We start from the raw sequence: 22,660 nt of genomic DNA on the forward strand, positions 1-22,660 counted from the left end.
CATGCGCTACCGCGCGCTCGATCCGCAACTGATCATCGAGACCGCCGAGAGGCTGGAAGTGCGGATCGGCGATCGTTTTCCGGAAGCCGGCCTGCGCGGCGTCGCCGCCGAGCTGGTATCGCTGTCGCGCGACCTGGCGAAGGCCGCCAAGGAGCTGGAGGCGCCGATCTGGTGGCTGCGCGGCGTCATCGTCGCCGCCTTCATCGCCGGCGTGGCGATGTTTTTGTTCGTCGGCACCATCCTGCCGCTCGACCGCATTTCGGGCGCTGACGATGCCGTGCAGTCGATGCAAGGCATCGAGGCGACGATCAACACCGTTATCCTGGCCGTGCTCGGGTTGCTGGCGCTAGTCCGCACCGAGGAGCGGATCAAGCGCAAGAAGGTGTTCCGCCAGTTGCACGGGCTGCGCTCGCTGATCCATGTCATCGACATGCACCAGCTCACCAAGGACCCGGCGACACTGTCGGCCGATTTCAAGCCGACCTCGCACTCGCCCATCCGCATCACCAACGCGGCCGATCTCGCGCGCTACCTCGACTATTGCTCGGAGATGCTGTCGATCACCGGCAAGATCGCGGCGCTGTTCGCGCAATCGGTCAACGACGATGTCGTCGTCAATGCCGTCAACGACATCGAGAACCTGGCCTCCAACCTGTCGCGCAAGATCTGGCAGAAGATCACGCTGATCGAGGATCGGCGCTGACCGCTTGCGGTGTTAATCCTGGCGGACCGTGCTTTTCCGTTTCGGCCTGACGCACCAGCGCGGTGACGCGTTCGTTGACCGGCGTCGGGATGCCGGTTTGCTTGGCCAGGCGAATCACCGCGCCCTGCAATTCGTCGATCTCGGTCGGACGCCCGCGTTTCAGATCGTCCCACATCGACGAGCGCGCTTCGGGATCGATCGCGAGCATGCGGCGCGCCAGAAGGCCGAACAGCCAGTCGGGGAGCCGCAGCACCTTCGGCAGCAGCGCCGGCGGCAGGCCGGTGATGCGCGCCGGCGTTATGCCCGCGGCCTTCATCGCGGCGAGCGCCTCGTCGATCTGGGCGGCGAGAATGACGCGCCAGCTTCGGTCGGCGAGTTGCCTCGCCAGCGGCAGGTCGGAGAGCGCGACCAGCGCGTTGTTGAGGTTCATCAAGAGCTTACTCCACTGCACCGCCTTCATGTCGGCGCGCGCTTCGACGGCAAGTCCGTCGGCATTGAGCAGACCGGCAAGGCCGTCGACGCCGCCGTCGATCATCACCTCGCCCTGGCTGGCGCGATGCACGCGGAACGGAACCTCGCCGTTCGGCGACTGGACGACGTTGAACATCACCATGCCGGTCAGCACGCGTCGGCCGGGGACCCCGGCGCGCAACCTGTCCGCATTGTCGACGCCGTTCTGCAGGCTGACCACCACCGCATCCGAAGGCCCGTGGACGGCGATCAGCTTCGCCATCTCCTCGGTTGCGCCGCTCTTCACCGTCACCAGGATGACGGCCGCCTCCTGCAGCGCGATCGCCGGATCGTCGGTGGCCGAAATCGCCTGGGCCTCGATGCGGCGGTCGCGGCCGTCGAGATCGCTGATGCGCAGTCCACCCTGGCGCATGGCCTCGACGACGCGACCGCGGCCGAGAAAGACAACCTTGAGTCCGGCGAGCGCCAGGCATCCGCCGACATAGCAGCCGATACTGCCGGCGCCGGCGACCGCGATCGTCCTTGCTTGGCTGGCCATGCATTCGTCCTCGCTTGGCTCGCAACTCGCAATGATGCATGTCGTTCTCCCAGAACCGCTGCACACTTGCGGGCGACAGGCATTTATACGCCATGAGAACCATATTGTCGGCGGCATGACCGGCGATCATCTGCCACCGTGACACGACAAACGCTTTCGACTATCGCTTTGCCCATGACCTTGCCGACCGACCCCGCCGCGAACCTTGCCGCCCTGATCCGCTGTCCTTCCGTGACGCCCGCCGAAGGCGGCGCGCTTGCCGCGCTGGAAGACATGCTGAAGCCGCTCGGCTTCTCCGTCGAGCGTCCGGTCTTCTCGGAAGACGGCACGCCGGACATCGAAAACCTCTATGCGCGGCGCTCGGGCAATGGCCCGCATCTGATGTTTGCCGGCCATACCGACGTGGTGCCGGTGGGCGACGAGGCGGCCTGGACGCATCCGCCCTTCGCCGCCGAGATCGCCAATGGCGAGATGTATGGTCGCGGCGCCGTCGACATGAAGGGCGGCATTGCCTGCTTCATCGCCGCGGTGGCGCGTCACGTCGCGAAGAATGGCGGCCCGAAAGGCTCGGTCTCCCTGCTCATCACCGGCGACGAAGAAGGACCGGCGATCAACGGCACCACCAAGCTGCTCGGCTGGGCGGCGGCCAAGGGCGAGAAGTGGGACGCCTCGATCGTCGGCGAGCCGACCAATCCCGATGCGCTCGGCGACATGATCAAGATCGGCCGGCGCGGCTCGCTGTCGGGCAGCGTGATCGTGAACGGACGCCAGGGCCATGCCGCCTATCCGCAGCTTGCCGACAACCCGCTGCGCGGGCTCATCAGCCTGGTCGATGCGCTGCTCCATCCCGTGTTCGACAAGGGCACGAAGGATTTCCAGCCGACCAATCTCGAGGTGACATCGATCGATGTCGGCAATCCGGCGACCAACGTCATCCCGGCCAAGGCCATAGCCACGTTCAACATCCGCTTCAACGACACTTGGGATGCAGAAACGGTCCAGGCCGAGATCCACAACCGGCTCGACCAGGCCGCCGGGCGCAAGAAATACCGGCCGGGCAAGAAGACGCCGGTCGACTATGAGCTTGTCTGGCGCGACCGGCCGAGCCATGTCTTCCTCACCCGCGACGACAAGCTGATCGATACGCTGAGCAGCTCGGTCAAGGCGGTGGTCGGCAAGACGCCGGCGCTCTCCACCTCCGGCGGCACCTCGGACGCCCGCTTCATCAAGGATTATTGCCCGGTGGTCGAATTCGGGCTGGTCGGCAAGACCATGCATATGGTGGACGAACGCGTCGCGCTTGCCGACCTCGAGACGCTGACGCAAATCTACGAACGCTTCATCGAAGACTGGTTCGGAAAAGGCCTTTCGTGACCATGCTTTCGGCGGACGAAACCTATTCTTCGCTGGCCGGCGCCTGGCGACTGATGTTCGGCAAGGCCGACGGCCTGCGCCTGCTCGACCTTTCGGCGGACGGTTTCTGGAATTCCTTCTTCGCCATAATCGTGGCGGCGCCGGCGCTGATCGTCGGCTGGGTCGGGATCGCCAACGAGATCGGTGACCCCGAGGCCTTCGCCGGGCGCCTCGGCACGCTCATCCGGCTGGCGACCGTCGATATCGGCTCCTGGGTGTTGCCGCTGGTGGCGCTTGCGCTGGTCGCGCCGCGTGCCGGCATCGGCGGCCGCTTCGTCCACTATGTCGTTGCGTCCAACTGGGCGTCGGCGATCATCGCCTGGCTGATGCTGCCCTCGGCGCTGCTGAGGCTTTTCCTGCCTTCCACCAGCGAAATCAGCAGCCTGGTCTCGCTGGTCTTGTTCGCGCTGTCGATGCTGCTGACGTGGCGCATGACCAATGCGTCGATCGGTAAGGGCGCCGCCGTCGGCACCGCCGTCTTTGTCGGCATGTTCATTGCCTCGCTGCTCGTCCTGTTCGGCCTGCAGGCGCTGCTCGGCATCGACTTCCCGGACGGCACGACGGGTTGATCCTGCCCGACTGACAGCGTCTTTCAATTTATCCACAGAATGGTATGATAATTTCATACCATTCTGTGGAGGGTTTCTATGTCCGCTACCGAAAAACGCACCTTCAGCCTGCCGGCGGAGCAAGCCGCCTTCATCGATCAACTTGTCCGCTCGGGCACCTATGCGACCAGCAGCGAAGTCATCCGCGCGGGGCTTCGCGCCCTTCAGGAGCGCGACGCCGCGGTGGAGCGCTGGCTCCGCGAGGAAGTCGCACCGACCTATGATGCGTGGAAGACAAACCCTGGCAAAGTCATTTCGCCTGCGGAAATGGCCGAACGGGCGCGCAAGCGCCACGATACCCATTCGCAGAAGAAACCGTGAAGCGCCGGGCCGTCGTCTACTCGCTTGATGCCGGCGACGATCTCGATCGCATTTACACTAACGTTGCTGAAGCTAGCAGCCCCATCACGGCGGACCGCTATGACAGTCGCATACGGGCGTTCTGCGAGCGCCTCGAGCATGGCTCTGAACGCGGCACGCGCCGTGATGACGTGCGGCCGGGCCTTCGTGTCGTCGGATTTGAACGCCGGATCACCGTCGCTTTCGCCGTGGAACCTGAGCGGGTCGTGATTCTGCGCCTGTTCTATGGCGGAGCCAATTGGTCGGACGAACTGGCTGAAGACGACGCCGGCTGATCGACGCGTTCTTCAGACGGCTTCCCGATAATCCACCCCGACGAGAAAGAGCCCGTCCGGCGGGGCCACCTGGCCGCAGGCGGCGCGGTCGCGTGCTTCGAGCGCCGCCTTGAGATCGGCCGCGCCCCAGGAGCCGTCGCCGACGCACTTCAGCGAGCCGACCATCGAGCGCACCTGATTGTGCAGGAAAGAGCGCGCCGAGGTGCGAACTTCGATCAGGTCGCCAACGCGACTGACATCCAGTTGCGCCAGCGTGCGGACAGGGCTTTCGGCCTGGCACTGGGTGGAGCGGAAGGTGGTGAAGTCGTGCCGCCCGAGCAGCAGTTTGGCCGCCTCGTGCATGGCCTCGGCATCGAGGCGTTTCGGCACCCACCACACCTTGCCCTTTTCCAGCGCCGCCGGCGCCCGACGGTTGAGGATGCGATAGAGATAGTGGCGGCCGGTGGCGGAAAAGCGCGCGTCGAAACCGTCGGCGACGACAGCCGCCCTGAGGATGGCGACGCGCGCGCCCGCCGCTTGCAGATGGGCGTTCACGGCGTCGCGCACCTTGTCGCCCGGCCAGTCCCTGGCCAGATCGACATGCGCCACCTGTGCGGTGGCGTGCACGCCGGCATCGGTGCGGCCGGCGGCACGCAACCTTATCTGTTCGCCGCAGAATCTTTCGATCGCCTGCTCGATCGCCTGCTGCACCGAGGGCTGGTCGGCCTGATGCTGCCAGCCGGCGAACTGGCTGCCGTCATATTCGATATCGAGCCGAAAACGCGGCATGCCAGCTGTGCTTTCGCCTTAGCCTAGGCGGCTAAAGCGGTGAAGGCCGAAGCGTAGAGCAGCTTGCCAGTCTCAGGCGCATCGCCCCAGGCCAAAGCCTGCAGCGCCTCGCCCTGATATTCGCTCTCGAACTTGCCGGCGCGGGCATGGGTATAGCCGAAGCGGCCGTAATAGACCGGATCGCCCAGCACCACGGCCAGCGTCTCGCCGGCTTCCTTGAGACGGACATGCGCCTCGCGGATCAGCGCGCCGCCGATGCCGGTGCCGTGGAAGGAGGGCTCGACAGCCAGCGGCGCCAACGCGACGGCCGCGAAACGCTTGCCGCCATTCTGCACGTAAAGCCTGGAAAACAGGATGTGGCCGACGGCCTGGCCGTCTTCCTCGGCAACCAGTTCGACGACGGCATCGCCGCCGGTGACAAGTGCGTCGACCAGGCCGGCTTCCGCCCGCTGGCCAAAGGCATGTTCTTCGACGAGACGGATCGCCTCGCGATCCCGCGGCGTCGCCGCGCGTATCGACATCATGCTCATGTGAGTTTCGTTCCTTTTTCGATCTTGGCTCCGCGCAAAAACTCCTGCGCGGCGGCGGGCTTTCCGCCCGCCCGTTGAACTTCGACCAGCCTGACCGCGCCTGCCCCGCAGGCGACCGTCAGCCGGTCATCGAGAATTCCTCCCGACTCGCCGACGCCATCCGAGAGCGTCGAGCGAAGCAGTTTCAGCCGCTCCATGCGGCCGCCAATGTCGACCTCGCACCATGCGCCCGGAAAGGGCGAAAGGCCGCGAATGTGATTGTGGACTTCGCCAGAAGGCCGCGTCCAGTCTACGCGTGTCTCCGATTTATCGATCTTTCGGGCGTAGGTCACCCCTGCCGTTGCCTGTGGGGTAAATGTCAGACAATTTATCCCCAACTGCGCGAGCGCCCGCACCATCAGCGAAGCGCCTTGAACCATCAGGCGGTCATGCAACTCGCCGGCCGTCATATCGGGTGCGATGGCGCATTTTTCAACCATTGCCACCGGGCCGGTGTCCAGACCCTCTTCCATCTTCATGACCAACATGCCCGTTTCGGCATCGCCGGCCATGATGGCGCGCTGGATGGGAGCAGCACCACGCCAGCGTGGCAAAAGCGAGGCATGGCCGTTGAGACAGCCGAGCCGTGTCGCCTCCAGGACTGCTTTCGGCAGCAGCAGCCCATACGCGACGACGACCGCGACATCGGCCTGCAAGGCGGCAAAGGCCTGCTGCTCGGCCTCGGTTCTCAGCGATGTCGGCGTCCGCACGTCGAGCCCCAGCCGCTCGGCCTCGCGCTGCACCGGCGAGGGCGTCAGTTCCAGCCCGCGCCGGCCGGCGGCGCGCGGCGGCTGCGTGTAGACGGCCACGATCTCGTGTCCGGCCTCGGCGATGGCCCGCAAGGTCGGCACGGAAAAATCCGGCGTGCCCATGAAGATGACGCGAAGCGGCATTTGTTCTTCCATATCTGCTTGTGCCGATGGCCGCTCAGGAGCCCGCTTCAAACGGATTTACGAGTTTGAGGTCGAGCCCATCGAAGTCGCGAACATTGCGCGTTGCCAGCGTGGCATCATGCGCCAGACAGATAGCGGCAATCATCGCGTCAGGCAGACTCATCGGGCGGCCCTTTCGTTCGCGCATGGCCCGTAGCTTGCCGGCAAGACGAGGGGCCGAGCCCGCAAACTCCGCAATGCGACCGGCAAACTGATGTGAGATCAGATGATCGAGGACACGGATATAGCGATCCGACCCGGTCCTGCTCAGAAACCTTTCCGCGCCAAAAGATTGCTCCATTATAACCGGGCCGCACACGTAGAGTTCAAGAACGTCCTGTTTGCGAAGCCATTCGGCAACGATCGGATCGGGCGTCGGCTTGCCGGCTTCGGAAATGACGTTGGTGTCGAGGACGATCACTCGAAATCCTCGACCGGGCGACCAAAGTCACGTTTCCTTTCCGCTTCGATTTCTTCCATTATCTCTGCGAACGTCTCGTCGGTGGCATTTTCAGCGACGAATGCCGAGCGAATCGCATCCCAGGCCGAGACGCCCCGCTCCGGCTTGGCCTCTTTTTCAGCAACGATACCTTTGCGCAGAAGATCGATGGCTTTGCCCGACAAGCTCTGGCCACCCTTGCGAGCAGCTTGCTCAATTTCACGCTTCAAAGGCTCGGGAATGCCTCGGATTAACATGTCGCCCATTGGCGTATCTCCGCTCTGATATCAGAGATATCATGCTCAGAGCTTACGCTCAAGGCAGCGAGTTTCAAGGCGTTGTTACCCCACCATCTTGCCCGGCGCCTTGTCCTTGGCGAGCTTCTTGAACTTCCTAACCACCATGTCGCGCTTCAGCTTCGAGATGTGGTCGATGAACAGCACGCCGTTGAGATGGTCGATCTCGTGCTGCAGGCAAGTGGCCATCAGGCCTTCCGCCTGCATCTCCTGCAGTTTGCCGTCGCGGTCGAGAAATTTCACCCGCACGGAAGCCGGGCGCTCGACCTCGGCATAATAATCCGGGATCGACAGGCAGCCTTCCTCATAGACCGAACGTTGGTCGGCGCTTTCGAGGATTTCCGGGTTGATGAAGACATGCGGCTGAGGCGGCTCGCCTTCCTTGGCAAGGTCGATGACCAGCAGCCGCCGCGGCTCGCCGACCTGGATCGCCGCAAGGCCGATGCCCGGCGCGTCATACATGGTCTCCAGCATGTCGTCGGCAAGCTTGCGCAGGTCGCCGTCGACGCGCTCCACCGGCTTGGAGACCTGGCGCAGTATGGGATCGGGAAGAATGATGAGCGGCTTGATCGACATGGCGTCTCACCTAAGACGTCGTTGGAAAAGCGTCAACCGGGACACCTCTGGCCTGTTCACGTTTTGATCTGTGCCAGCGAGGCGAATCGGTTATGCTGCCCAAATGAACGACATGACCACCATCCTTTCGCAACCGGTCGCGCGGCTCGGCGCCACCACGATCACGCTCGGCCAAGCGCTTGGTTTCGGCGCAATGCTGCTGATGGCGCTTTTTCTGGTGCTGGCCGTGGCCTTGTGGCGCGCGGGTAAGGCGCGCGCGGTTGCCGCCGCGGAAGCGGCGGACCATGCCCGCGACACCGAGGCGCGCATCGCCGACGTCCTGCAGGCGCAGGCCGAGATGCAGGGGCGCATGGGGGCGATCGCCGAGGTGTTCGGCGCCAGGCAAGCAGAGCTTACCCAGTCGCTTGGACAACGGCTCGACGCCATGACCGGCCGCCTTGGCCAGACGATGACCGAGCAGACCAAGTCGACGCATGAAAGCCTGGCCAAGCTGCAGGAACGGCTGGCGGTGATCGACACCGCGCAGGGCAACATCCAGTCTTTGGCCGGCCAGGTCGTGCAACTGCAGGCGATCCTCTCCAACAAGCAGACGCGCGGCGCCTTCGGCCAGTCGCGCATGGAAGCGATCATCGCCGACGGTCTGCCGCACGGCGCCTATGAATTCCAGGCAGGTCTTTCGAACGGCAGCCGGCCCGACTGCCTGGTGCGGATGCCGAACGGCTCGCCTTCGCTTGCCATCGACGCCAAGTTCCCGCTGGAAGCCTGGAACGCCATTCGCGCCGCCGAGGGCGCCGACATGCAGAAGGCCGCGGCGCAGGCTTTCCGGCGCGACATTGAAGTTCATGTCCGCGATATCGCCGAAAAATACCTGATCCAGGGCGAAACCCAGGACACCGCCTTCATGTTCGTGCCGTCGGAATCGGTGTTCGCCGAAATCCACGAGAATTTCGAAGCGGTGGTGCAGAAGGCGCACCGGGCGCGGGTCATCATCGTCTCGCCGTCACTGCTGATGCTGTCGATCCAGGTGATCCAGGCGATCCTCAAGGACGCCCGCATGCGCGAGCAGGCGCATCTGATCCAGGGCGAGGTCATCCGGCTGATGGAGGACGTGGCGCGGGTCGACGAGCGCGTGCGCCGGCTGCAGACGCATTTCGGCCAGGCGGCCAAGGACATCGACGACATCCTCGTTTCGACGTCGAAGGTGACCAAGCGCGGCCAGAAGATCGAGGCGCTGGAATTCGCGGAGGGCGAGACCGAAGCGCCGCACGGTAGTCCCGCCAAGGTCGAAGCCGGCGCGCGGGTGGCCGATTCCAAGACCGGGCAGCTCAGGCTGCGCGTCGTCGAAGGCGACGACTAAAGCGCGTCGCGCTGAACCGGATTCAGGCGACGCGCTTTAAGTCCTTATTTTTATGCATGTCGTTGTCCCAGAACCGCGTACACTTCTGGGCGACATGCATTAGTTGCTCAACGCGGGCTTCCTTCGCTGGCAAGGCCGCATACCTTGGAGATTGGCCAAAACGCCCATCGCTTCGTCATTCTGGGGCGGAGCAAGGAGCGAAGCGACGCGCGCAGACCCTAGAATCCATGCCGTGACGCTAAGGCGTTGCGACGGTGCAGAATTTCTGCTCTGCCGTGCCCTTGATGAGGTCACGGCATGGATCCTCGGGTCTACGCGTCCGCTTCGCTCCCGCTCCGCCCGTGGATGACGAAAGCAGGGAGGCTTCGGCCAATCGCCAGAGGCCTGGGAACCCTACTGCTCCTCGACGACCCTCGTGCCCTCGAATTCCGGCAGCCAGTGCAGCGCCGAGCGATGCCAGTATTGCGTCCTCGGTACCAGTTGGTCGCGCTGGCGCGCCGTACCGACCCTGATGCCGTACACCTTCGGCCCGTCGCCGACCGAGGTGGCGTAGAGATGCGAGCCGCAATCGCCGCAAAAACCCTGTGCCCGCTTGGCGCCGGTCGAGCCGGTCTTGATATAGACCTTGGGCTCGCCCTTGGTAATGCGATAGTCCTCCTCAGGCGCACGCACGCTGACCCGGAACGCGGTGCCGGTCAGTTGCTGGCAGTCCGTGCAATGGCAGATCGAGGTCTTTTCGGGATCGACTTCCGCCTCATAAGTTATGGCGCCGCAATGGCATCCGCCGTCGATCTTCATCGGTCTTCCTCCTGACAAGTTCGCTGCGTCAAAATCTAGCCCTCCTCCGCTGCCTCGGCGATGGCCTTGCGCCGCTGCTCCCATGTGCCAGTGGCCTGCGGCTTGACGAAGAGCCTGGTGATCTGCGGCATCTCCTTCTTCAACCGTGCTTCCAGGCGCTCGACGCAGGCCTCGATCTCGGGCGCGGTGAGATGATCCTCGAATTCGATGCTCAAGCCCGCGACGATTTCCTCCGGCCCGATATGGACGCTGAGGATTCCGTTCGCGCGCTGCACGGCCGGATCCTGCTGGGCGATGGCGAGCACCTGCTTCTGGACCTCCGGCGAGGCCGGCTCGCCGAGCAGCAGGCTCTTGCTCTCCCGCGCCAGGAAGATCGCCGTTGTGCCCAAGATCAGCGCGATGCCGATCGAGGCGACACCGTCGAGCTCTGGCATTTCCAAGATTTCCGCCGCCAATATGCCGGCGAAGGCGACCATCAGGCCGAGAAGTGCTGCACTGTCCTCGAACAGCACGGTAAAGACGCTGGGATCCTTGCTTCGGTGGATGGCCTCGAACCAGCCCTGGTTGCCCTTCTGCAGGCGAAATTCCCTCAGGGCCACCAGCCACGAGCTGCCTTCGAACAGGAAGGACAGGCCAAGCACGATGTAGTTGACCTTGGCGTTGACGACAGGTTCCGGCGCCATGATGTGGATGACGCCTTCATAGAAGGAAACGCCGGCGCCGAGCGCGAACACCAGAAGCGCCACGATAAAGCTCCAGAAATAGAGCTCGCGTCCATGGCCTAGCGGGTGCGTACGATCGGCCGGCCGCGCGGCGCGGCGCATGCCATGGAGCAGGAGCCCGCCATTGCCGGTGTCGACCAGCGAATGCACGCCTTCCGACAGCATGGCGGACGAACCGGTGAAGGCCGCCGCCGCAAATTTGGTCAGCGCGATCGCCAGGTTGCCGGCGAGCGCGGCATAGATAACCCTTTTCGAGCCGGCATGCCCTGCCATCAGGTTCCTGACCCTTTCCGATACGACCGACCTTAGCGGCCTGCCGGCCGAAGCTCCACAGCTATGCAAAACGCGCTGACGGTCCGGTCGTTCAAAGAGGAGGCGGCTCGTGGCGCGAAGCTCCTATTCGACGACTTCGTCGGTCCATACTCTGAAGCCGGCTAGCGTGCCCGGCCCAAAGATATGGGTCAGCGGCACATCGGCCGCGTCGCGGCCGGAGGCAATCAGGATGCGGCCGATGCGCGGGGCGTTGTTGCGCGGATCGAAAGCGTGCCAGCGGCCACCGAGATAGACTTCCATCCAAGCGGCGAAATCCATCAGGGCCCAGGGTTTTGGCAGGCCGATGTCGCTGATATAGCCGGTGCAGTAGCGGGTCGGGATGTTGAGCGCACGGCAAAAGGCGACAGCAAGATGGGCAAAATCGCGACAGACGCCGCTCTGCTCGCGGTAGGCCTCCGCCGCGGTGCGCGTAGGCCGCGCATTGCCGTAGTTGAAGACGACATGGTTGTGGACGAAGTCGCAGACCGCCTGGACGCGCGGAACGCCGAGGGGGGTGTGACCAAACAACCGCCAGGCGTCGCTCGCCAGCACATCGCTTTCGCAATAGCGGCTGGGCAGCAGGAACAAGAGTGTGTCCGACGGCAGGTCGCGCACCTCGTGCTGCCAGGCCGATAGGTCACCCATCTCGAAGGTGCCGGGATCGCGGATGATGGCATCGGTGCCGAAAGTAAAACGTCCCGGAGAGGCAACAAGCCGGTTGCACCAGTTGCCGAAACTGTCGCGATAGCTCTGGATCGGCACTGGCGGAGTGGAGGTCAGGAAATCCGGCCGCTCAAGATCAGAGGCGCGGGAGTAGTGGACGTTGAGCATCGCGATCAGTGGCGCTTCCTGCGGAAAGTCGAAGCTCATCTCGCAGCCGATGTGAATTCGCATTTTCTCCCTGGCCGGCTGCTCGATCATCGCCCCGGCGAAAGCTGGGCTGATGCTGCAGTGCGAAGAAGACCATCGCACGGACCGATGAGGTTTGCGAGCAAATTAGAAATCGGTTGAAAGCGCCCGGCTGTTGGCGGCGACAGCCGCTACCCTCTTGCAGCCGGGCATTTCTCTTGTTTCACTTGCACGTCCGCAATCGGAGGAGCGAATCATGGCTAAAGGTGCGATGAAGGCAGGCAAGGAAGCCCGCAAGCCGAAGAAGGACGCCAAGAAGCCCGCCGCGGCCCCGGCTCCGAAGGCGCCGCCGGTCAAGGCGATGCGCATCAAGGAAAAGTAGGCGGCCGAATTCGGTCGACCCGGCTCAATGCAGGCTTTGAACCCGGCGGCATGACAATGCTGCCGGTATTTTGTTAATCGGGGGGCACCCCATAGCAAAGGGCGAGGACGACCTCGCTTCGCCGCAAAACCCGGCCGGGACGACCCGCCACCCCCGAGCATCTCAACCGATGCCGGAATGACGGAGTGCTTGTCGATGTCCTGGATTGTTCTTTTCTTCGCCGGCCTGTTCGAGATCGGCTGGGCAATCGGCCTCAAATATACCGATGGCTTCTCGAAGCCGCTGCCGACCCTTCTCACAATTGCCTCGATGATCGTCAGCCTCGGCCTGCTCGGCCTTGCGCTGAAGACGCTGCCTGTCGGCACGGCCTATGCGGTGTGGACCGGCATCGGCACCGTCGGCACGGCGCTGCTCGGCATCTGGCTGCTTGGCGAGCCGGCGACAATTGTCCGGCTCGCCTGCATCAGCCTGATCGTCTGCGGCATCGTCGGCCTGAAACTCGTCGCCTAAAGCGCGTGCTGAAACGGATTCAGGCGACGCGCTTTAAGTCCTTGTTTTCATGCATGTCGTTGTCCCAGAACCGCGTACGGGCGACATGCATTAGATAGGCTTGCTGTCCGCAAGCACAAACGCGTTCAGGGCCGCTTTCGGCGACCCTGAATCATTTTCCATCGAACCCGAACTTAGCGGGCGGAGAAGCCCGGAGGCGTTCTGCCGACGCGCGACTTGCGGGCGGCATAGCGTGCGTCACGCTTTGCCTTGCGCGCGGCCTCGTCGGCAAGGTCGACCGCGATGCGTTCGGCTTCCTCAGCCTCGCGGCGCCTGGCCTCTTCGGCCGCCGCCGCCGCCGCCGCAAGACGTGCTGCCTCGGCAATAGCTTCGCGCTCGGCCTTCTCGGCCGCTTCACGCGCCTGCTTTTCCTGCTTCAGCCTAGCCTTCTCCGCTTCGCGGATCTCGCGAGCCTCGAGGATTGCCTTGCGTTCGGCCTGGCGCGCCAGCACAGCGGGGTCATCCGCCGCCGGCTTTGCCTTGAAGCGCTCGAGCAGCGCCTTCTTTGCCTCGTTCGCGGCATTGCGCCGCTCGAAAATGTCTTTTTCCCTGTAGATAGCCAAGTGTACTTCCCTGCAGTCTATTCGCGACGCTTACATACGCGCGAAAGCGGCGAGTTCAAGCGCCAAAACGGTATGCCAGCCATGAAAATCTGTGCTGTTGCCGCAATGATACGGCTGGCCATCGCGATGGACTGTTCACAATCCACGCCACTGGCGGGCGGCAAGACCGATCGCTACCTCTAGCGCCGAAACCAACCCAGACGACACCCCAGGACAGCAACATGGAACTCGGTCTCTACACTTTCGCGGATGTCAGCCCGGAAGCGGGTCCCGGCGCCATCGGCCCGCATGAGCGGCTGCGCAACCTCATCGAGGAAATCGAGCTTGCCGACCAGGTCGGTCTCGACGTGTTCGGCCTCGGCGAGCATCACCGCCCCGACTATGCCGCCTCGGCGCCGGTCGTGGCGCTGGCCGCGGCAGCGGAGCGCACGAAGCGCATTCGCCTCACCAGCGCGGTCACCGTGCTCTCCTCCGACGATCCGGTGCGCGTCTTCCAGCAATTCGCGACGCTCGACCTTCTGTCCAACGGTCGCGCCGAGATCATGGCCGGGCGCGGCTCCTTCATCGAATCCTTCCCGCTGTTCGGCTACAATCTCGAGGACTATGACGAGCTCTTCGCCGAGAAGCTCGACCTGTTGCTCGCTATCCGCGACCAGGTGGAAGTGACGTGGCATGGCAAGCTGCGCGCGCCGATCAACGGGCGCGGCGTCTATCCGCGCCCATTCCAGGAAAAGCTGCCGATCTGGATCGCCATCGGCGGCACGCCGCAGTCGGCCGCCCGCGCCGGCGTGCTCGGCCTGCCGCTGGCTCTTGCAATCATAGGCGGCGAGCCGGCGCGCTTCGCGCCGCTGTTCGATATCTATCGCGAGGCGGCGCGGCGAGCCGGAACCGATCCAGCTTCGCTCGCCACCAGCATCAACGTGCACGGCTTCATTGCCGAGACGACCGAACAGGCGGCCGACGACTTCTACGGACCGCAGGCCGAGGTGATGAACCGCATCGGCCGCGAGCGCGGCTGGGGCCCGACCTCGCGCGCGCATTTCGACCAGGCGCGCAGCCCGAACGGCGCGCTGTTCGTCGGCAATCCTGAAGCTGTGGCGGAAAAGATCGTCGCCCAGCACAAGATCTTCGGCAATGACCGCTTTCTCCTGCAGATGGCGATCGGCATCATGCCGCACGCCAAGATCATGAAGGCGATCGAGCTCTACGGCACCAAGGTGGCGCCGATCGTACGCAAGGAGACGGCAAACGCAGTCCCCGCGGCAGCGGCGCCGGTCGCCTGAGCGGAAGCGGCGGAAGGCTTTCCATGACCGCCGGCTAACGGAACCTTGGCGCGGCAGGCACGTTTCCCGTCGATTGCACCGGTTGCGGTGCCTTGTTTTGACGCAATTCCCGACGGAAAACCGCTCACACTTTTCCTGGAATTGCTCTAGGGGAACCGATGAAAGCCGAACCGATCGCTTCGGGTGCGAGCGTTGCCGAAAGCCCTGATCCGCGTGCCGATGCCAGGGCGGACATGCGCCTGATGCGGTCGCTGTTGATCGGGATTTTCATTCTGATGGCGGCCGCCGCGCTCTATTTCGCTCGTGCCTTCTTCATGCCGGTGATGCTTGCCTTCCTGCTGACGCTGACGCTGACGCCGATCGTGCGCTTCCTGCGCAAGCACGGCATTCCGGAAGTGGTCTCGGCGACACTGCTGGTGCTCTTCTCCATCGTCGTCTTCGCCGCCGCGGGCTACCTGCTCAGCGGCCCGATCATCGAGCTCATCAACAACAGCTACTCGATCGGCCAGCAGCTCACCGAGCGGCTGGCGCCGTTCAAGCAGCCGCTCGAACGGACAATGGATCTTGCGCACCAGCTGGAAGCGCTGACCGAGACCTCGCAGGAGCCGGGCGTGCAGCGGGTCGCGGTGGCGCCGTCCGGCATCCTGTCCACGGCCGCCAGCAACATCCTCGAAGCAGGCACCTCGATCACCATCGTCTTCGTGCTGTCGCTGTTCCTGCTCGCCTCGGGCACGCTGTTTTACGAGAAGATAGTCCAGTCCTTCACCAGCATGACCCAGAAGAAGCGGGCGTTGCGCGTCGTCTATGACGTCGAGCGCGAAATCTCGCACTATCTGCTTACTGTCCTCCTCATCAATACGGGTCTCGGAACGGTGATCGGGCTGGGTCTGTGGGGGCTGGGCATGCCCAATCCGCTGGTGTGGGGCGCGGCGGCGGCGCTGCTCAATTTCCTGCCCTATGTCGGCGCGCTGATGACCATCCTGCTCGTTGCCGTCATCGCGCTGATCAGCTTCGATTCGATCTCCTTTGCACTGCTGGCGCCGGCCTTCGTGATGTTGTGCGACATCGTCGAAGGCCAGTTCGTGACGCCGATGGTGGTCGGGCGACGCCTCGAGATCAACGCGGTGGCGATCTTCATCGCCATTGCCTTCTGGTCATGGCTGTGGGGCTTCGTCGGCGCGCTGATGGCGGTGCCGCTGCTGGTCGTCATCAAGGTCTTCTGCGACCATTTCGAAAGCCTGAGCCCGGTCGGCAACTTCCTGGCGGCACAGCAGTCCATGGCCGTGGACGAAGAGATGGCGGACCAAGATCACAAGTCCGCCGCGTAATGCGCTGGCCGAGTCCCGGCCGATCGTTTGCGGCACCGCCGGCGAGTGCCTATATCGGACCGGTCAAGCCGGAACTGTTCCCTGAATGAGCGACTTCGATCTCGACGGCTATTTCGCCCGCATCGGCTATGGCGGGCCGACCGACCCTCCGCTGGACACGCTGCGGGTGCTGCATGCCATCCACCCGCGGGCGATCCCGTTCGAGAACATAGACGCCTTGATGGGCGTTTCGGTCGGGCTCGATGTCGCCTCGCTGCAGGACAAGATCTTCAGCCAGGGTCGCGGCGGCTACTGCTTCGAGCACAATCTGATCTTCATGCATGCGCTAACGGCGCTGGGCTTCACGGTCAGCGGGCTGGCGGCGCGCGTGCTGTGGGGCCAGCCCGAGGACACTGTTACCGCGCGCAGCCACATGCTGCTGCGCATCGAGCTCGGCGGCCGCGCTTACATCGCCGATGTCGGCTTCGGCGGCCTGACGCTGACGGCGCCGCTGCTGCTGGAGCCCGGGCTTGAGCAACAGACGCCGCACGAGACCTTCCGCATCGTGGAGACCGGCGGCCAATTCCGCCTGCAGGCTGATATCGGCGGTGATTGGCGCACGCTCTACCGCTTCGACATGCAGCAGGCTTATGAGGTCGACTATCGGGTCGCCAGCCATTTCCTGTCGACCCATCCGAGCTCGCATTTTCTCTCGACCCTTGTTGTCGCGCTCGCCCTGCCCGACCGGCGCTACGCGCTGCGCAACAACCGGCTGTCGACGCATCATGCCGACGGCCGTAGCGAGCAGCGCGAGATTGCGACGGCCACTGAGCTCGCCGACGTGCTGGAGAACCAGCTCGCCATCCTCATTCCCGACCGCGCCGCTTTCGCGGCGAGGCTGCGGGAAAAACGCATCGTGGAGACCTGACCAATGACGGCCCTTTCGGTTCTCGACCTGTCGCCGATCACGCAAGGCAGCACCGCCACGCAGTCGCTTGCCAACTCGCTGGACCTTGCCCGCCATGCCGAGCGTCTGGGCTATACGCGCTACTGGCTGGCCGAACATCACAACATGCCAGGCATCGCGAGCGCGGCGACGTCCGTGGTGATCGCGCATGTCGCCGGCGGCACCTTGACGATCCGCGTCGGCGCCGGCGGCATCATGCTGCCCAACCATGCGCCGCTGGTGATCGCCGAGCAGTTCGGCACGCTGGCGGCACTTTTTCCCGGCCGCATCGACCTCGGGCTTGGCCGCGCGCCGGGTACCGACATGCTGACCGCTCGCGCGCTGCGCCGAAACCTCGAAAGCAGCGATAATTTCCCGCAGGACGTGGTCGAGCTGATGGGCTATTTCCAGCCGGCCGAGGAAGGCCAGCGCATTCGCGCCGTGCCCGGCGAAGGCCAGGCGGTGCCGGTCTGGATCCTCGGTTCCAGCCTTTATGGCGCGCAACTCGCCGCACTTCTCGGCCTGCCCTATGCGTTCGCCTCGCATTTCGCGCCGGCCGAGCTCGACCACGCGCTGGAGGTCTACCGCACGCGCTTCCAGCCCTCTGCGCAGCTCGACAAGCCCTATGTGATGCTGGGCCTCAATGTCTTCGCGGCACCGACCGACGCCGAGGCGAAGCTTTTGTTCACCTCGCTGCAGCAGGCCTTCGTCAACCTGCGCAGCGGCCGGCCCGGCCAGTTGCCGCCACCGGTCGAGAACTACGACCGCGATCTCGATCCCGTCGCGAAAACCATGCTTGCCCAGGCGCTGTCCTGCGCCGTCGTCGGCTCACCGGAAACGGTGCGCCAGGGCATCGACGCCTTCATCGGCCGCACCGGCGCCGACGAATTGATGGTGACGGCGCAGTGCTTCGATCACGCGGCACGCGTGCGCTCTTTCGAGATCCTCGCCGACGTGCACAAATCGATCTCGAAGGCGGCCTGACCATACAGTCACTTTTGTCTGACATGTTCCTCTGCTAAGGGCGGGCGCCCGTCCTCAGCGAGAGCCCTTACGTGACCGACGATCTCGACGACCGCATGCATTTTGCCATCGACCTGGCGCGGCGCGCCGGCGAGCTGGGGCTGAAATATTTTCGCGACCTCGACAATTTGACCGTCGAGAGCAAGGGCCATCAGGACCTGGTCTCGGAAGCCGACCGCGAGGTCGAGCTGTTCATCCGTGCGGCAATCGCCGAGGCCTATCCGCAAGACGGCATCGTCGGCGAGGAGCATGCGGCCCTGACCGGAAAGACCGGTCATGTCTGGGTTATCGACCCGATCGACGGCACCGCCAATTTCGTGCGCGGCATTCCCGCCTGGTGCGTGGTGATCGCCTGCGCCCTGAACGGCGAAACGATTGTCGGCGTCATCCATGAGCCCTCGACCGACGAGACGTTCTACGGTCGCCGCGGTGGCGGCGCTTTCATCAACGGCAAGCCGATCAAGGCCAGCAATGCGGCCTCGCTTTCCGAGGGCTCCGTCGGCACCGGGCTTTCGACCCGGGCTTCGACCGAGCATGTCGCGGTGCTCATCAGCAAGATCATGGCCGAAGGCGGCGTCTTCTACCGCAATGCGTCTGGAGCGCTGATGCTTGCCTATACGGCCGCGGGCCGGCTGCTCGGCTATGTCGAGGAGCATATGAACGCCTGGGACTGCCTGGCCGGCATGCTGCTGGTCGAGGAGGCTGGCGGCACGGTGCTCAAGGCCGATCCGAAGACGGTGCTCGGCAAAGGGACCCAGGTGATTACCGGCGGCAAGCAAATCTTCCCTAGGCTGCAACTGCTCTGCGAGACCGCCTTCGGCCCTACGCGCTGACACTCTGCGCGAGCCGGGCGCTTTCCACAGCTCGCCCACAGATGCCAAAAGCATGGCGACGGCTGCCAAAAGCATGGCGACGGCGCTGATTTTCCGCCCTTTCGCGACCGAAAGTCACGCCCGCCGGGGCACGCCTTGCCCCTGCCGGAAGGCGGATCTGCGCGTCGTCCATGGCATCGATTCTAAAAAGGCAAGCTGGAACAAGGCGATAGCGCGATCTCACGCCGATCCCGCCGCAAAGCATGGCGCGTCGCCTCCCGGCCCGTGTCGAGACAATGGACGCCTTGCGCAGAATGCTTGCGCCCCGTGTCGGCTGTTCTTATATACGCGCCAAGCCGTCCGGCCCCGAAATACGGGGACGGGACGGGATTTCTTGTGAACAGGGGCTTTCGTCGGAACGCCTTTTGAAGGGTCCTGAGAGCCTGCTTAGAGGAGAGACTAGAACAATGGCAAAAGTTATCGGTATCGATCTCGGCACCACCAATTCCTGCATCGCCATCATGGATGGCAAGGACCCCAAGGTGATCGAAAACGCTGAAGGCGCCCGCACGACGCCTTCCATCGTCGCCATCTCGAGCGACGGCGAACGTCTCGTCGGCCAGCCGGCCAAGCGCCAGGCGGTCACCAATCCTGAAAACACCATCTTCGCGGTCAAGCGCCTGATCGGCCGCCGCTATGACGACCCGGTGACGGAAAAGGACAAGAAGCTTGTCCCCTACAAGATCGTCAAGGGCGACAATGGCGACGCGTGGGTCGAGGCCGGCGGCAAGAAGCAGTCGCCCAGCCAGATCTCGGCCATGATCCTGCAGAAGATGAAGGAGACGGCGGAAGCCTATCTCGGCGAAAAGGTCGAGAAGGCGGTCATCACCGTTCCGGCCTACTTCAACGACGCCCAGCGCCAGGCGACCAAGGATGCCGGCAGGATCGCAGGCCTCGAGGTGCTTCGCATCATCAACGAGCCGACGGCCGCGGCACTCGCCTATGGCCTGGAAAAGAAGGACGGCAAGACCATCGCCGTCTATGACCTTGGCGGCGGCACGTTCGATATTTCGGTGCTCGAAATCGGCGACGGCGTGTTCGAGGTGAAGTCGACCAATGGCGACACCTTCCTCGGCGGCGAGGACTTCGACATGCGGCTGGTCGAGTACCTGGCGGCCGAGTTCAAGAAGGAACAGGGCATCGACCTGAAGAACGACAAGCTGGCATTGCAGCGGCTCAAGGAAGCCGCGGAAAAGGCCAAGATCGAGCTGTCGTCGACGACCCAGACCGAGATCAACCTGCCCTTCATCACCGCCGACGCCAGCGGCCCGAAGCACCTGACGATGAAGCTGACCCGCGCCAAGTTCGAGCAGCTGGTCGACGACCTCGTGCAGCGCACCATCGAGCCCTGCAAGGCGGCGCTCAAGGATGCCGGCCTGAAGGCTGCCGAGATCGACGAAGTGGTTCTGGTCGGCGGCATGACCCGCATGCCCAAGATCCAGGAGATCGTGAAGCAGTTCTTCGGCAAGGAGCCGCACAAGGGCGTCAACCCCGATGAGGTCGTGGCACTTGGCGCCGCCATCCAGGCCGGCGTGCTGCAGGGCGACGTCAAGGACGTCCTGCTGCTCGACGTGACGCCGCTGTCGCTGGGCATCGAGACGCTGGGTGGCGTGTTCACCAGGCTGATCGAGCGCAACACGACGATCCCGACCAAGAAGAGCCAGACCTTCTCGACCGCCGAGGACAGTCAGTCGGCGGTGACGATCCGTGTCTTCCAGGGCGAGCGCGAAATGGCGGCCGACAACAAGCTGCTCGGCCAGTTCGACCTGGTCGGCATCCCGCCGGCCCCGCGCGGCGTGCCGCAGATCGAGGTCACCTTCGACATCGACGCCAACGGCATCGTCAACGTCTCGGCCAAGGACAAGGGCACCGGCAAGGAGCACCAGATCCGCATCCAGGCTTCGGGCGGTCTATCCGACGCCGACATCGAGAAGATGGTGAAGGACGCCGAGGCCAATGCCGAGACGGACAAGAAGCGCCGTGGTCTCGTCGAGGCCCGCAACCAGGCCGAAGCGCTGGTGCATTCGTCCGAGAAGTCGCTCAAGGACTATGGCGACAAGGTCTCGGAGGCTGACCGCGCCGCGATCGTCGACGCCATCGCCGCGCTGAAGGCGGCGGCCGAAGGTGACGACGCGGCCGATATCGAGGCCAAGTCGCAGTCGCTTGCCGAAGCTTCGATGAAGCTTGGCCAGGCCATGTACGAGGCCTCGCAGAAGGAAGCGGCCGAAGCCGACGCCAAGGCGGATGCCGCCAAGGATTCGGACGTGGTCGACGCCGACTTCGAGGAAATTGACGAAGACGACGACAAGAAGAAGTCGGCCTGAGCCGGCTGACGGCGAATAAGTGCAAAAGCCCGGCGCAAGGCCGGGCTTTTTTGCAACCTTCGCTGAAAAAGCACGGGCCTGTCCGAAAAAGTGACGGAAAAACCCGGAGCGAGCCCGGCTTAGTACTAGCATCCGGATACTATCGCTCCTAAATCCAGGAACGTGCCGGCAAACGTCGCCAACAATGCTTGAAGACATTGAGCATCCGGACAGCGGGAAAAAATGAAAGCCGATTTCTACGAAACGCTGGGCGTGCAAAAAGGCGCCGACGAAAAGGAACTCAAGAGCGCTTTCCGTAAGCTCGCCATGCAGTTCCATCCCGACCGCAACCCCGGCGACGGTGCCTGCGAGCACAAGTTCAAGGAAATCAACGAAGCCTACGAGACGCTGAAGGACCCGCAGAAGCGCGCCGCCTATGACCGCTTCGGCCACGCCGCCTTCGAGCAGGGCGGCATGAACGGCGCCGCGCACGGCTTTGGCGCCGGCGGCTTCGCCGACATCTTCGAGGATATTTTCGGCGACATGATGGGCGGCCGCCAGCGCCGCTCTTCCGGCGGTCGCGAACGCGGCGCCGACCTGCGCTACAACATGGAAATCACGCTGGAAGAGGCCTTCTCCGGCAAGACGGCGCAGATCCGCGTGCCGGCTTCCATCTCCTGCTCGGAATGCTCCGGCAGCGGCGCCAAGCCCGGCACGCAGCCGGTGACCTGCTCCATGTGCCATGGCCACGGCAAGGTGCGCGCCACGCAAGGCTTCTTCTCGATCGAGCGCACCTGCCCGCAATGCCAGGGGCGCGGCCAGACGATCAAGGATCCTTGCCCGAAATGCGCCGGCCAGGGCCGCGTTACCGAGGAGCGCTCGCTGTCGGTCAACATCCCGGCCGGCATCGAGGACGGCACCCGCATCCGGCTCGCCAATGAGGGCGAGGCCGGCCTGCGCGGCGGACCGTCCGGCGACCTCTACATTTTCCTGGCGGTGAAGCCGCACGAATTCTTCCAGCGCGACGGCGCCGATCTCTATTGCAAAGTGCCGATCTCGATGACGACGGCAGCCCTTGGCGGCTCCTTCGAGGTCACCACGCTCGACGGCACCCAGACCAAGGTCAAGGTGACGGAAGGCACGCAGAACGGCCGCCAGTTCCGGCTCAAGGGCAAGGGCATGCCGGTGTTGCGCCAGCCCAATGTCGGCGACCTCTACATCCAGACGGCGGTCGAGACGCCGCAGAACCTGACGCGCCGCCAGCGCGAGTTGCTGGAGGAGTTCGAACAGCTCTCCTCGAAGGACAATTCGCCCCAATCGAGCGGCTTTTTCGCCCGCATGAAGGACTTTTTCGAGTCGTTCGGTGAGAGCTGATCACCACGGCCTGGCGTTCCGGTGCGGACGGTTCCCAAGCGTCATCAACATCTTATGCCAGGTTGACGCCTT

26 protein-coding genes are annotated in these 22,660 nt (G+C 64.1%); 15 read left to right on the forward strand and 11 right to left on the reverse strand.

Annotation, left to right across the window (positions count from 1 at the left end; translation table 11 throughout):
- Position 1: 1 nt before the first annotated feature.
- Positions 2-703: a hypothetical protein gene (locus RFM98_RS26185; protein ID WP_320216288.1), complete on the forward strand. Its 702-nt coding sequence runs from the start codon at positions 2-4 to the stop codon at positions 701-703.
- Here the strand turns inward: RFM98_RS26185 and RFM98_RS26190 are convergent.
- Positions 678-1,712 (reverse strand): 2-dehydropantoate 2-reductase, encoded by a 1,035-nt coding sequence (locus RFM98_RS26190; RefSeq protein ID WP_320311505.1) that lies wholly within the window; start codon positions 1,710-1,712, stop codon positions 678-680. The two genes, RFM98_RS26185 and RFM98_RS26190, sit on opposite strands and share 26 nt — an antisense overlap.
- A 174-nt stretch (positions 1,713-1,886) precedes the next feature.
- Between RFM98_RS26190 and dapE the strand changes: the two genes are divergently transcribed.
- The 4 genes from dapE (at position 1,887) to RFM98_RS26210 (ending at position 4,368) form a co-directional block, all read left to right on the forward strand.
- A complete protein-coding gene (gene dapE, locus RFM98_RS26195; protein ID WP_320311506.1) occupies positions 1,887-3,086 on the forward strand; it encodes a succinyl-diaminopimelate desuccinylase in 1,200 nt (399 codons plus the stop codon).
- A 2-nt stretch (positions 3,087-3,088) separates the two neighbouring features.
- The gene (locus RFM98_RS26200) at positions 3,089-3,694 is read left to right on the forward strand and encodes a transporter (protein WP_320311582.1); all 606 of its coding nucleotides are present in this window, start codon (positions 3,089-3,091) and stop codon (positions 3,692-3,694) included.
- 78 nt (positions 3,695-3,772) lie between these two features.
- A complete protein-coding gene (locus tag RFM98_RS26205) occupies positions 3,773-4,054 on the forward strand; it encodes a type II toxin-antitoxin system ParD family antitoxin (RefSeq protein ID WP_320311507.1) in 282 nt (93 codons plus the stop codon).
- A complete protein-coding gene (locus tag RFM98_RS26210; RefSeq protein ID WP_320311508.1) occupies positions 4,051-4,368 on the forward strand; it encodes a type II toxin-antitoxin system RelE/ParE family toxin in 318 nt (105 codons plus the stop codon). Before RFM98_RS26205 ends, RFM98_RS26210 begins: the two co-directional genes overlap by 4 nt.
- Before the next feature lie 12 nt (positions 4,369-4,380).
- Here the strand turns inward: RFM98_RS26210 and truA are convergent, their stop codons facing one another.
- The 6 genes from truA to def all read right to left on the reverse strand — a co-directional run bounded on the left by truA (position 4,381) and on the right by def (position 7,948).
- Positions 4,381-5,136 carry a tRNA pseudouridine(38-40) synthase TruA gene (truA, locus tag RFM98_RS26215; protein ID WP_320311509.1) on the reverse strand — a complete coding sequence of 252 codons (756 nt, stop codon included), beginning with the start codon at positions 5,134-5,136 and terminating at the stop codon, positions 4,381-4,383.
- 23 nt (positions 5,137-5,159) lie between these two features.
- The gene (locus RFM98_RS26220) at positions 5,160-5,666 is read right to left on the reverse strand and encodes a GNAT family N-acetyltransferase (RefSeq protein ID WP_320311510.1); all 507 of its coding nucleotides are present in this window, start codon (positions 5,664-5,666) and stop codon (positions 5,160-5,162) included.
- Positions 5,663-6,598, reverse strand: coding sequence for a methionyl-tRNA formyltransferase (gene fmt, locus RFM98_RS26225; RefSeq protein WP_320311511.1), 936 nt, complete (start codon positions 6,596-6,598; stop codon positions 5,663-5,665). The genes RFM98_RS26220 and fmt overlap by 4 nt, the downstream gene beginning before the upstream one ends.
- Before the next feature lie 34 nt (positions 6,599-6,632).
- The gene (locus RFM98_RS26230; protein WP_320216280.1) at positions 6,633-7,058 is read right to left on the reverse strand and encodes a type II toxin-antitoxin system VapC family toxin; all 426 of its coding nucleotides are present in this window, start codon (positions 7,056-7,058) and stop codon (positions 6,633-6,635) included.
- Positions 7,055-7,342: a plasmid stabilization protein gene (locus RFM98_RS26235; protein WP_320311512.1), complete on the reverse strand. Its 288-nt coding sequence runs from the start codon at positions 7,340-7,342 to the stop codon at positions 7,055-7,057. The genes RFM98_RS26230 and RFM98_RS26235 overlap by 4 nt, the downstream gene beginning before the upstream one ends.
- A 75-nt stretch (positions 7,343-7,417) precedes the next feature.
- The gene (gene def / locus RFM98_RS26240; RefSeq protein ID WP_320311513.1) at positions 7,418-7,948 is read right to left on the reverse strand and encodes a peptide deformylase; all 531 of its coding nucleotides are present in this window, start codon (positions 7,946-7,948) and stop codon (positions 7,418-7,420) included.
- Positions 7,949-8,051: 103 nt separating this feature from the next.
- On the opposite strand from def, the gene RFM98_RS26245 reads away from it, so the two are divergent.
- Positions 8,052-9,305, forward strand: coding sequence for a DNA recombination protein RmuC (locus RFM98_RS26245; RefSeq protein WP_320311514.1), 1,254 nt, complete (start codon positions 8,052-8,054; stop codon positions 9,303-9,305).
- 393 nt (positions 9,306-9,698) lie between these two features.
- Here RFM98_RS26245 and RFM98_RS26250 read toward each other — a convergent pair whose 3' ends face one another.
- The 3 genes from RFM98_RS26250 to RFM98_RS26260 all read right to left on the reverse strand — a co-directional run bounded on the left by RFM98_RS26250 (position 9,699) and on the right by RFM98_RS26260 (position 12,031).
- Positions 9,699-10,103 carry a GFA family protein gene (locus tag RFM98_RS26250; RefSeq protein ID WP_320311515.1) on the reverse strand — a complete coding sequence of 135 codons (405 nt, stop codon included), beginning with the start codon at positions 10,101-10,103 and terminating at the stop codon, positions 9,699-9,701.
- A gap of 35 nt (positions 10,104-10,138) precedes the next feature.
- Positions 10,139-11,098 carry a cation diffusion facilitator family transporter gene (locus tag RFM98_RS26255; protein WP_320311516.1) on the reverse strand — a complete coding sequence of 320 codons (960 nt, stop codon included), beginning with the start codon at positions 11,096-11,098 and terminating at the stop codon, positions 10,139-10,141.
- A gap of 123 nt (positions 11,099-11,221) precedes the next feature.
- Positions 11,222-12,031: a transglutaminase-like domain-containing protein gene (locus RFM98_RS26260; protein ID WP_320311517.1), complete on the reverse strand. Its 810-nt coding sequence runs from the start codon at positions 12,029-12,031 to the stop codon at positions 11,222-11,224.
- Between the two features lie 211 nt (positions 12,032-12,242).
- On the opposite strand from RFM98_RS26260, the gene RFM98_RS26265 reads away from it, so the two are divergent.
- On the forward strand, positions 12,243-12,368 hold the full coding sequence (locus RFM98_RS26265) for a hypothetical protein (protein ID WP_095819016.1): 126 nt from the start codon (positions 12,243-12,245) through the stop codon (positions 12,366-12,368).
- 195 nt (positions 12,369-12,563) lie between these two features.
- Positions 12,564-12,878, forward strand: a complete 315-nt coding sequence (sugE, locus tag RFM98_RS26270; RefSeq protein WP_320311518.1) for a quaternary ammonium compound efflux SMR transporter SugE — start codon at positions 12,564-12,566, stop codon at positions 12,876-12,878.
- 173 nt (positions 12,879-13,051) lie between these two features.
- On the opposite strand, the gene RFM98_RS26275 is transcribed toward sugE, so the two are convergent.
- Complete coding sequence (locus RFM98_RS26275; protein ID WP_320311519.1) at positions 13,052-13,480, reverse strand: DUF6481 family protein; 429 nt, start codon at positions 13,478-13,480, stop codon at positions 13,052-13,054.
- 221 nt (positions 13,481-13,701) lie between these two features.
- Here RFM98_RS26275 and RFM98_RS26280 point away from each other — a divergent pair, with 221 nt between their 5' ends.
- From RFM98_RS26280 to dnaJ, 7 genes are all read left to right on the forward strand, one after another.
- Positions 13,702-14,763 (forward strand): LLM class flavin-dependent oxidoreductase, encoded by a 1,062-nt coding sequence (locus RFM98_RS26280; RefSeq protein WP_320311520.1) that lies wholly within the window; start codon positions 13,702-13,704, stop codon positions 14,761-14,763.
- Positions 14,764-14,921: 158 nt separating this feature from the next.
- Positions 14,922-16,091: an AI-2E family transporter gene (locus RFM98_RS26285; protein ID WP_320311521.1), complete on the forward strand. Its 1,170-nt coding sequence runs from the start codon at positions 14,922-14,924 to the stop codon at positions 16,089-16,091.
- Between the two features lie 85 nt (positions 16,092-16,176).
- A complete protein-coding gene (locus RFM98_RS26290; RefSeq protein WP_320311522.1) occupies positions 16,177-16,998 on the forward strand; it encodes an arylamine N-acetyltransferase family protein in 822 nt (273 codons plus the stop codon).
- A 3-nt stretch (positions 16,999-17,001) separates the two neighbouring features.
- Positions 17,002-18,000 carry an LLM class flavin-dependent oxidoreductase gene (locus RFM98_RS26295; RefSeq protein ID WP_320311523.1) on the forward strand — a complete coding sequence of 333 codons (999 nt, stop codon included), beginning with the start codon at positions 17,002-17,004 and terminating at the stop codon, positions 17,998-18,000.
- A 71-nt stretch (positions 18,001-18,071) separates the two neighbouring features.
- Entirely contained in the window at positions 18,072-18,872 is an 801-nt protein-coding gene (locus RFM98_RS26300) for an inositol monophosphatase family protein (protein ID WP_320311524.1), read from the forward strand.
- Positions 18,873-19,318: 446 nt separating this feature from the next.
- On the forward strand, positions 19,319-21,235 hold the full coding sequence (dnaK, locus tag RFM98_RS26305) for a molecular chaperone DnaK (protein ID WP_320216267.1): 1,917 nt from the start codon (positions 19,319-19,321) through the stop codon (positions 21,233-21,235).
- Positions 21,236-21,457: 222 nt separating this feature from the next.
- On the forward strand, positions 21,458-22,588 hold the full coding sequence (dnaJ, locus tag RFM98_RS26310) for a molecular chaperone DnaJ (RefSeq protein ID WP_320293880.1): 1,131 nt from the start codon (positions 21,458-21,460) through the stop codon (positions 22,586-22,588).
- Positions 22,589-22,660 lie beyond the last annotated feature (72 nt).

It is taken from the genome of Mesorhizobium australafricanum, assembly GCF_033977265.1.
Lineage (GTDB): Bacteria > Pseudomonadota > Alphaproteobacteria > Rhizobiales > Rhizobiaceae > Mesorhizobium > Mesorhizobium australafricanum.

Bases quoted from the DNA above. Each gene is read 5' to 3' on its own strand.
- RFM98_RS26185 (WP_320216288.1), top strand. From the start codon at position 2: ATGCGCTACCGCGCGCTCGATCCGCAACTGATCATCGAGACCGCCGAG.
- RFM98_RS26190 (WP_320311505.1), bottom strand. From the start codon at position 1,712: ATGGCCAGCCAAGCAAGGACGATCGCGGTCGCCGGCGCCGGCAGTATC.
- dapE (WP_320311506.1), top strand. From the start codon at position 1,887: ATGACCTTGCCGACCGACCCCGCCGCGAACCTTGCCGCCCTGATCCGC.
- RFM98_RS26200 (WP_320311582.1), top strand. From the start codon at position 3,089: ATGCTTTCGGCGGACGAAACCTATTCTTCGCTGGCCGGCGCCTGGCGA.
- RFM98_RS26205 (WP_320311507.1), top strand. From the start codon at position 3,773: ATGTCCGCTACCGAAAAACGCACCTTCAGCCTGCCGGCGGAGCAAGCC.
- truA (WP_320311509.1), bottom strand. From the start codon at position 5,136: ATGCCGCGTTTTCGGCTCGATATCGAATATGACGGCAGCCAGTTCGCC.
- RFM98_RS26220 (WP_320311510.1), bottom strand. From the start codon at position 5,666: ATGAGCATGATGTCGATACGCGCGGCGACGCCGCGGGATCGCGAGGCG.
- fmt (WP_320311511.1), bottom strand. From the start codon at position 6,598: ATGCCGCTTCGCGTCATCTTCATGGGCACGCCGGATTTTTCCGTGCCG.
- RFM98_RS26235 (WP_320311512.1), bottom strand. From the start codon at position 7,342: ATGGGCGACATGTTAATCCGAGGCATTCCCGAGCCTTTGAAGCGTGAA.
- def (WP_320311513.1), bottom strand. From the start codon at position 7,948: ATGTCGATCAAGCCGCTCATCATTCTTCCCGATCCCATACTGCGCCAG.
- RFM98_RS26245 (WP_320311514.1), top strand. From the start codon at position 8,052: ATGAACGACATGACCACCATCCTTTCGCAACCGGTCGCGCGGCTCGGC.
- RFM98_RS26250 (WP_320311515.1), bottom strand. From the start codon at position 10,103: ATGAAGATCGACGGCGGATGCCATTGCGGCGCCATAACTTATGAGGCG.
- RFM98_RS26255 (WP_320311516.1), bottom strand. From the start codon at position 11,098: ATGGCAGGGCATGCCGGCTCGAAAAGGGTTATCTATGCCGCGCTCGCC.
- RFM98_RS26260 (WP_320311517.1), bottom strand. From the start codon at position 12,031: ATGCGAATTCACATCGGCTGCGAGATGAGCTTCGACTTTCCGCAGGAA.
- RFM98_RS26265 (WP_095819016.1), top strand. From the start codon at position 12,243: ATGGCTAAAGGTGCGATGAAGGCAGGCAAGGAAGCCCGCAAGCCGAAG.
- sugE (WP_320311518.1), top strand. From the start codon at position 12,564: ATGTCCTGGATTGTTCTTTTCTTCGCCGGCCTGTTCGAGATCGGCTGG.
- RFM98_RS26280 (WP_320311520.1), top strand. From the start codon at position 13,702: ATGGAACTCGGTCTCTACACTTTCGCGGATGTCAGCCCGGAAGCGGGT.
- RFM98_RS26285 (WP_320311521.1), top strand. From the start codon at position 14,922: ATGAAAGCCGAACCGATCGCTTCGGGTGCGAGCGTTGCCGAAAGCCCT.
- RFM98_RS26290 (WP_320311522.1), top strand. From the start codon at position 16,177: ATGAGCGACTTCGATCTCGACGGCTATTTCGCCCGCATCGGCTATGGC.
- RFM98_RS26295 (WP_320311523.1), top strand. From the start codon at position 17,002: ATGACGGCCCTTTCGGTTCTCGACCTGTCGCCGATCACGCAAGGCAGC.
- dnaK (WP_320216267.1), top strand. From the start codon at position 19,319: ATGGCAAAAGTTATCGGTATCGATCTCGGCACCACCAATTCCTGCATC.
- dnaJ (WP_320293880.1), top strand. From the start codon at position 21,458: ATGAAAGCCGATTTCTACGAAACGCTGGGCGTGCAAAAAGGCGCCGAC.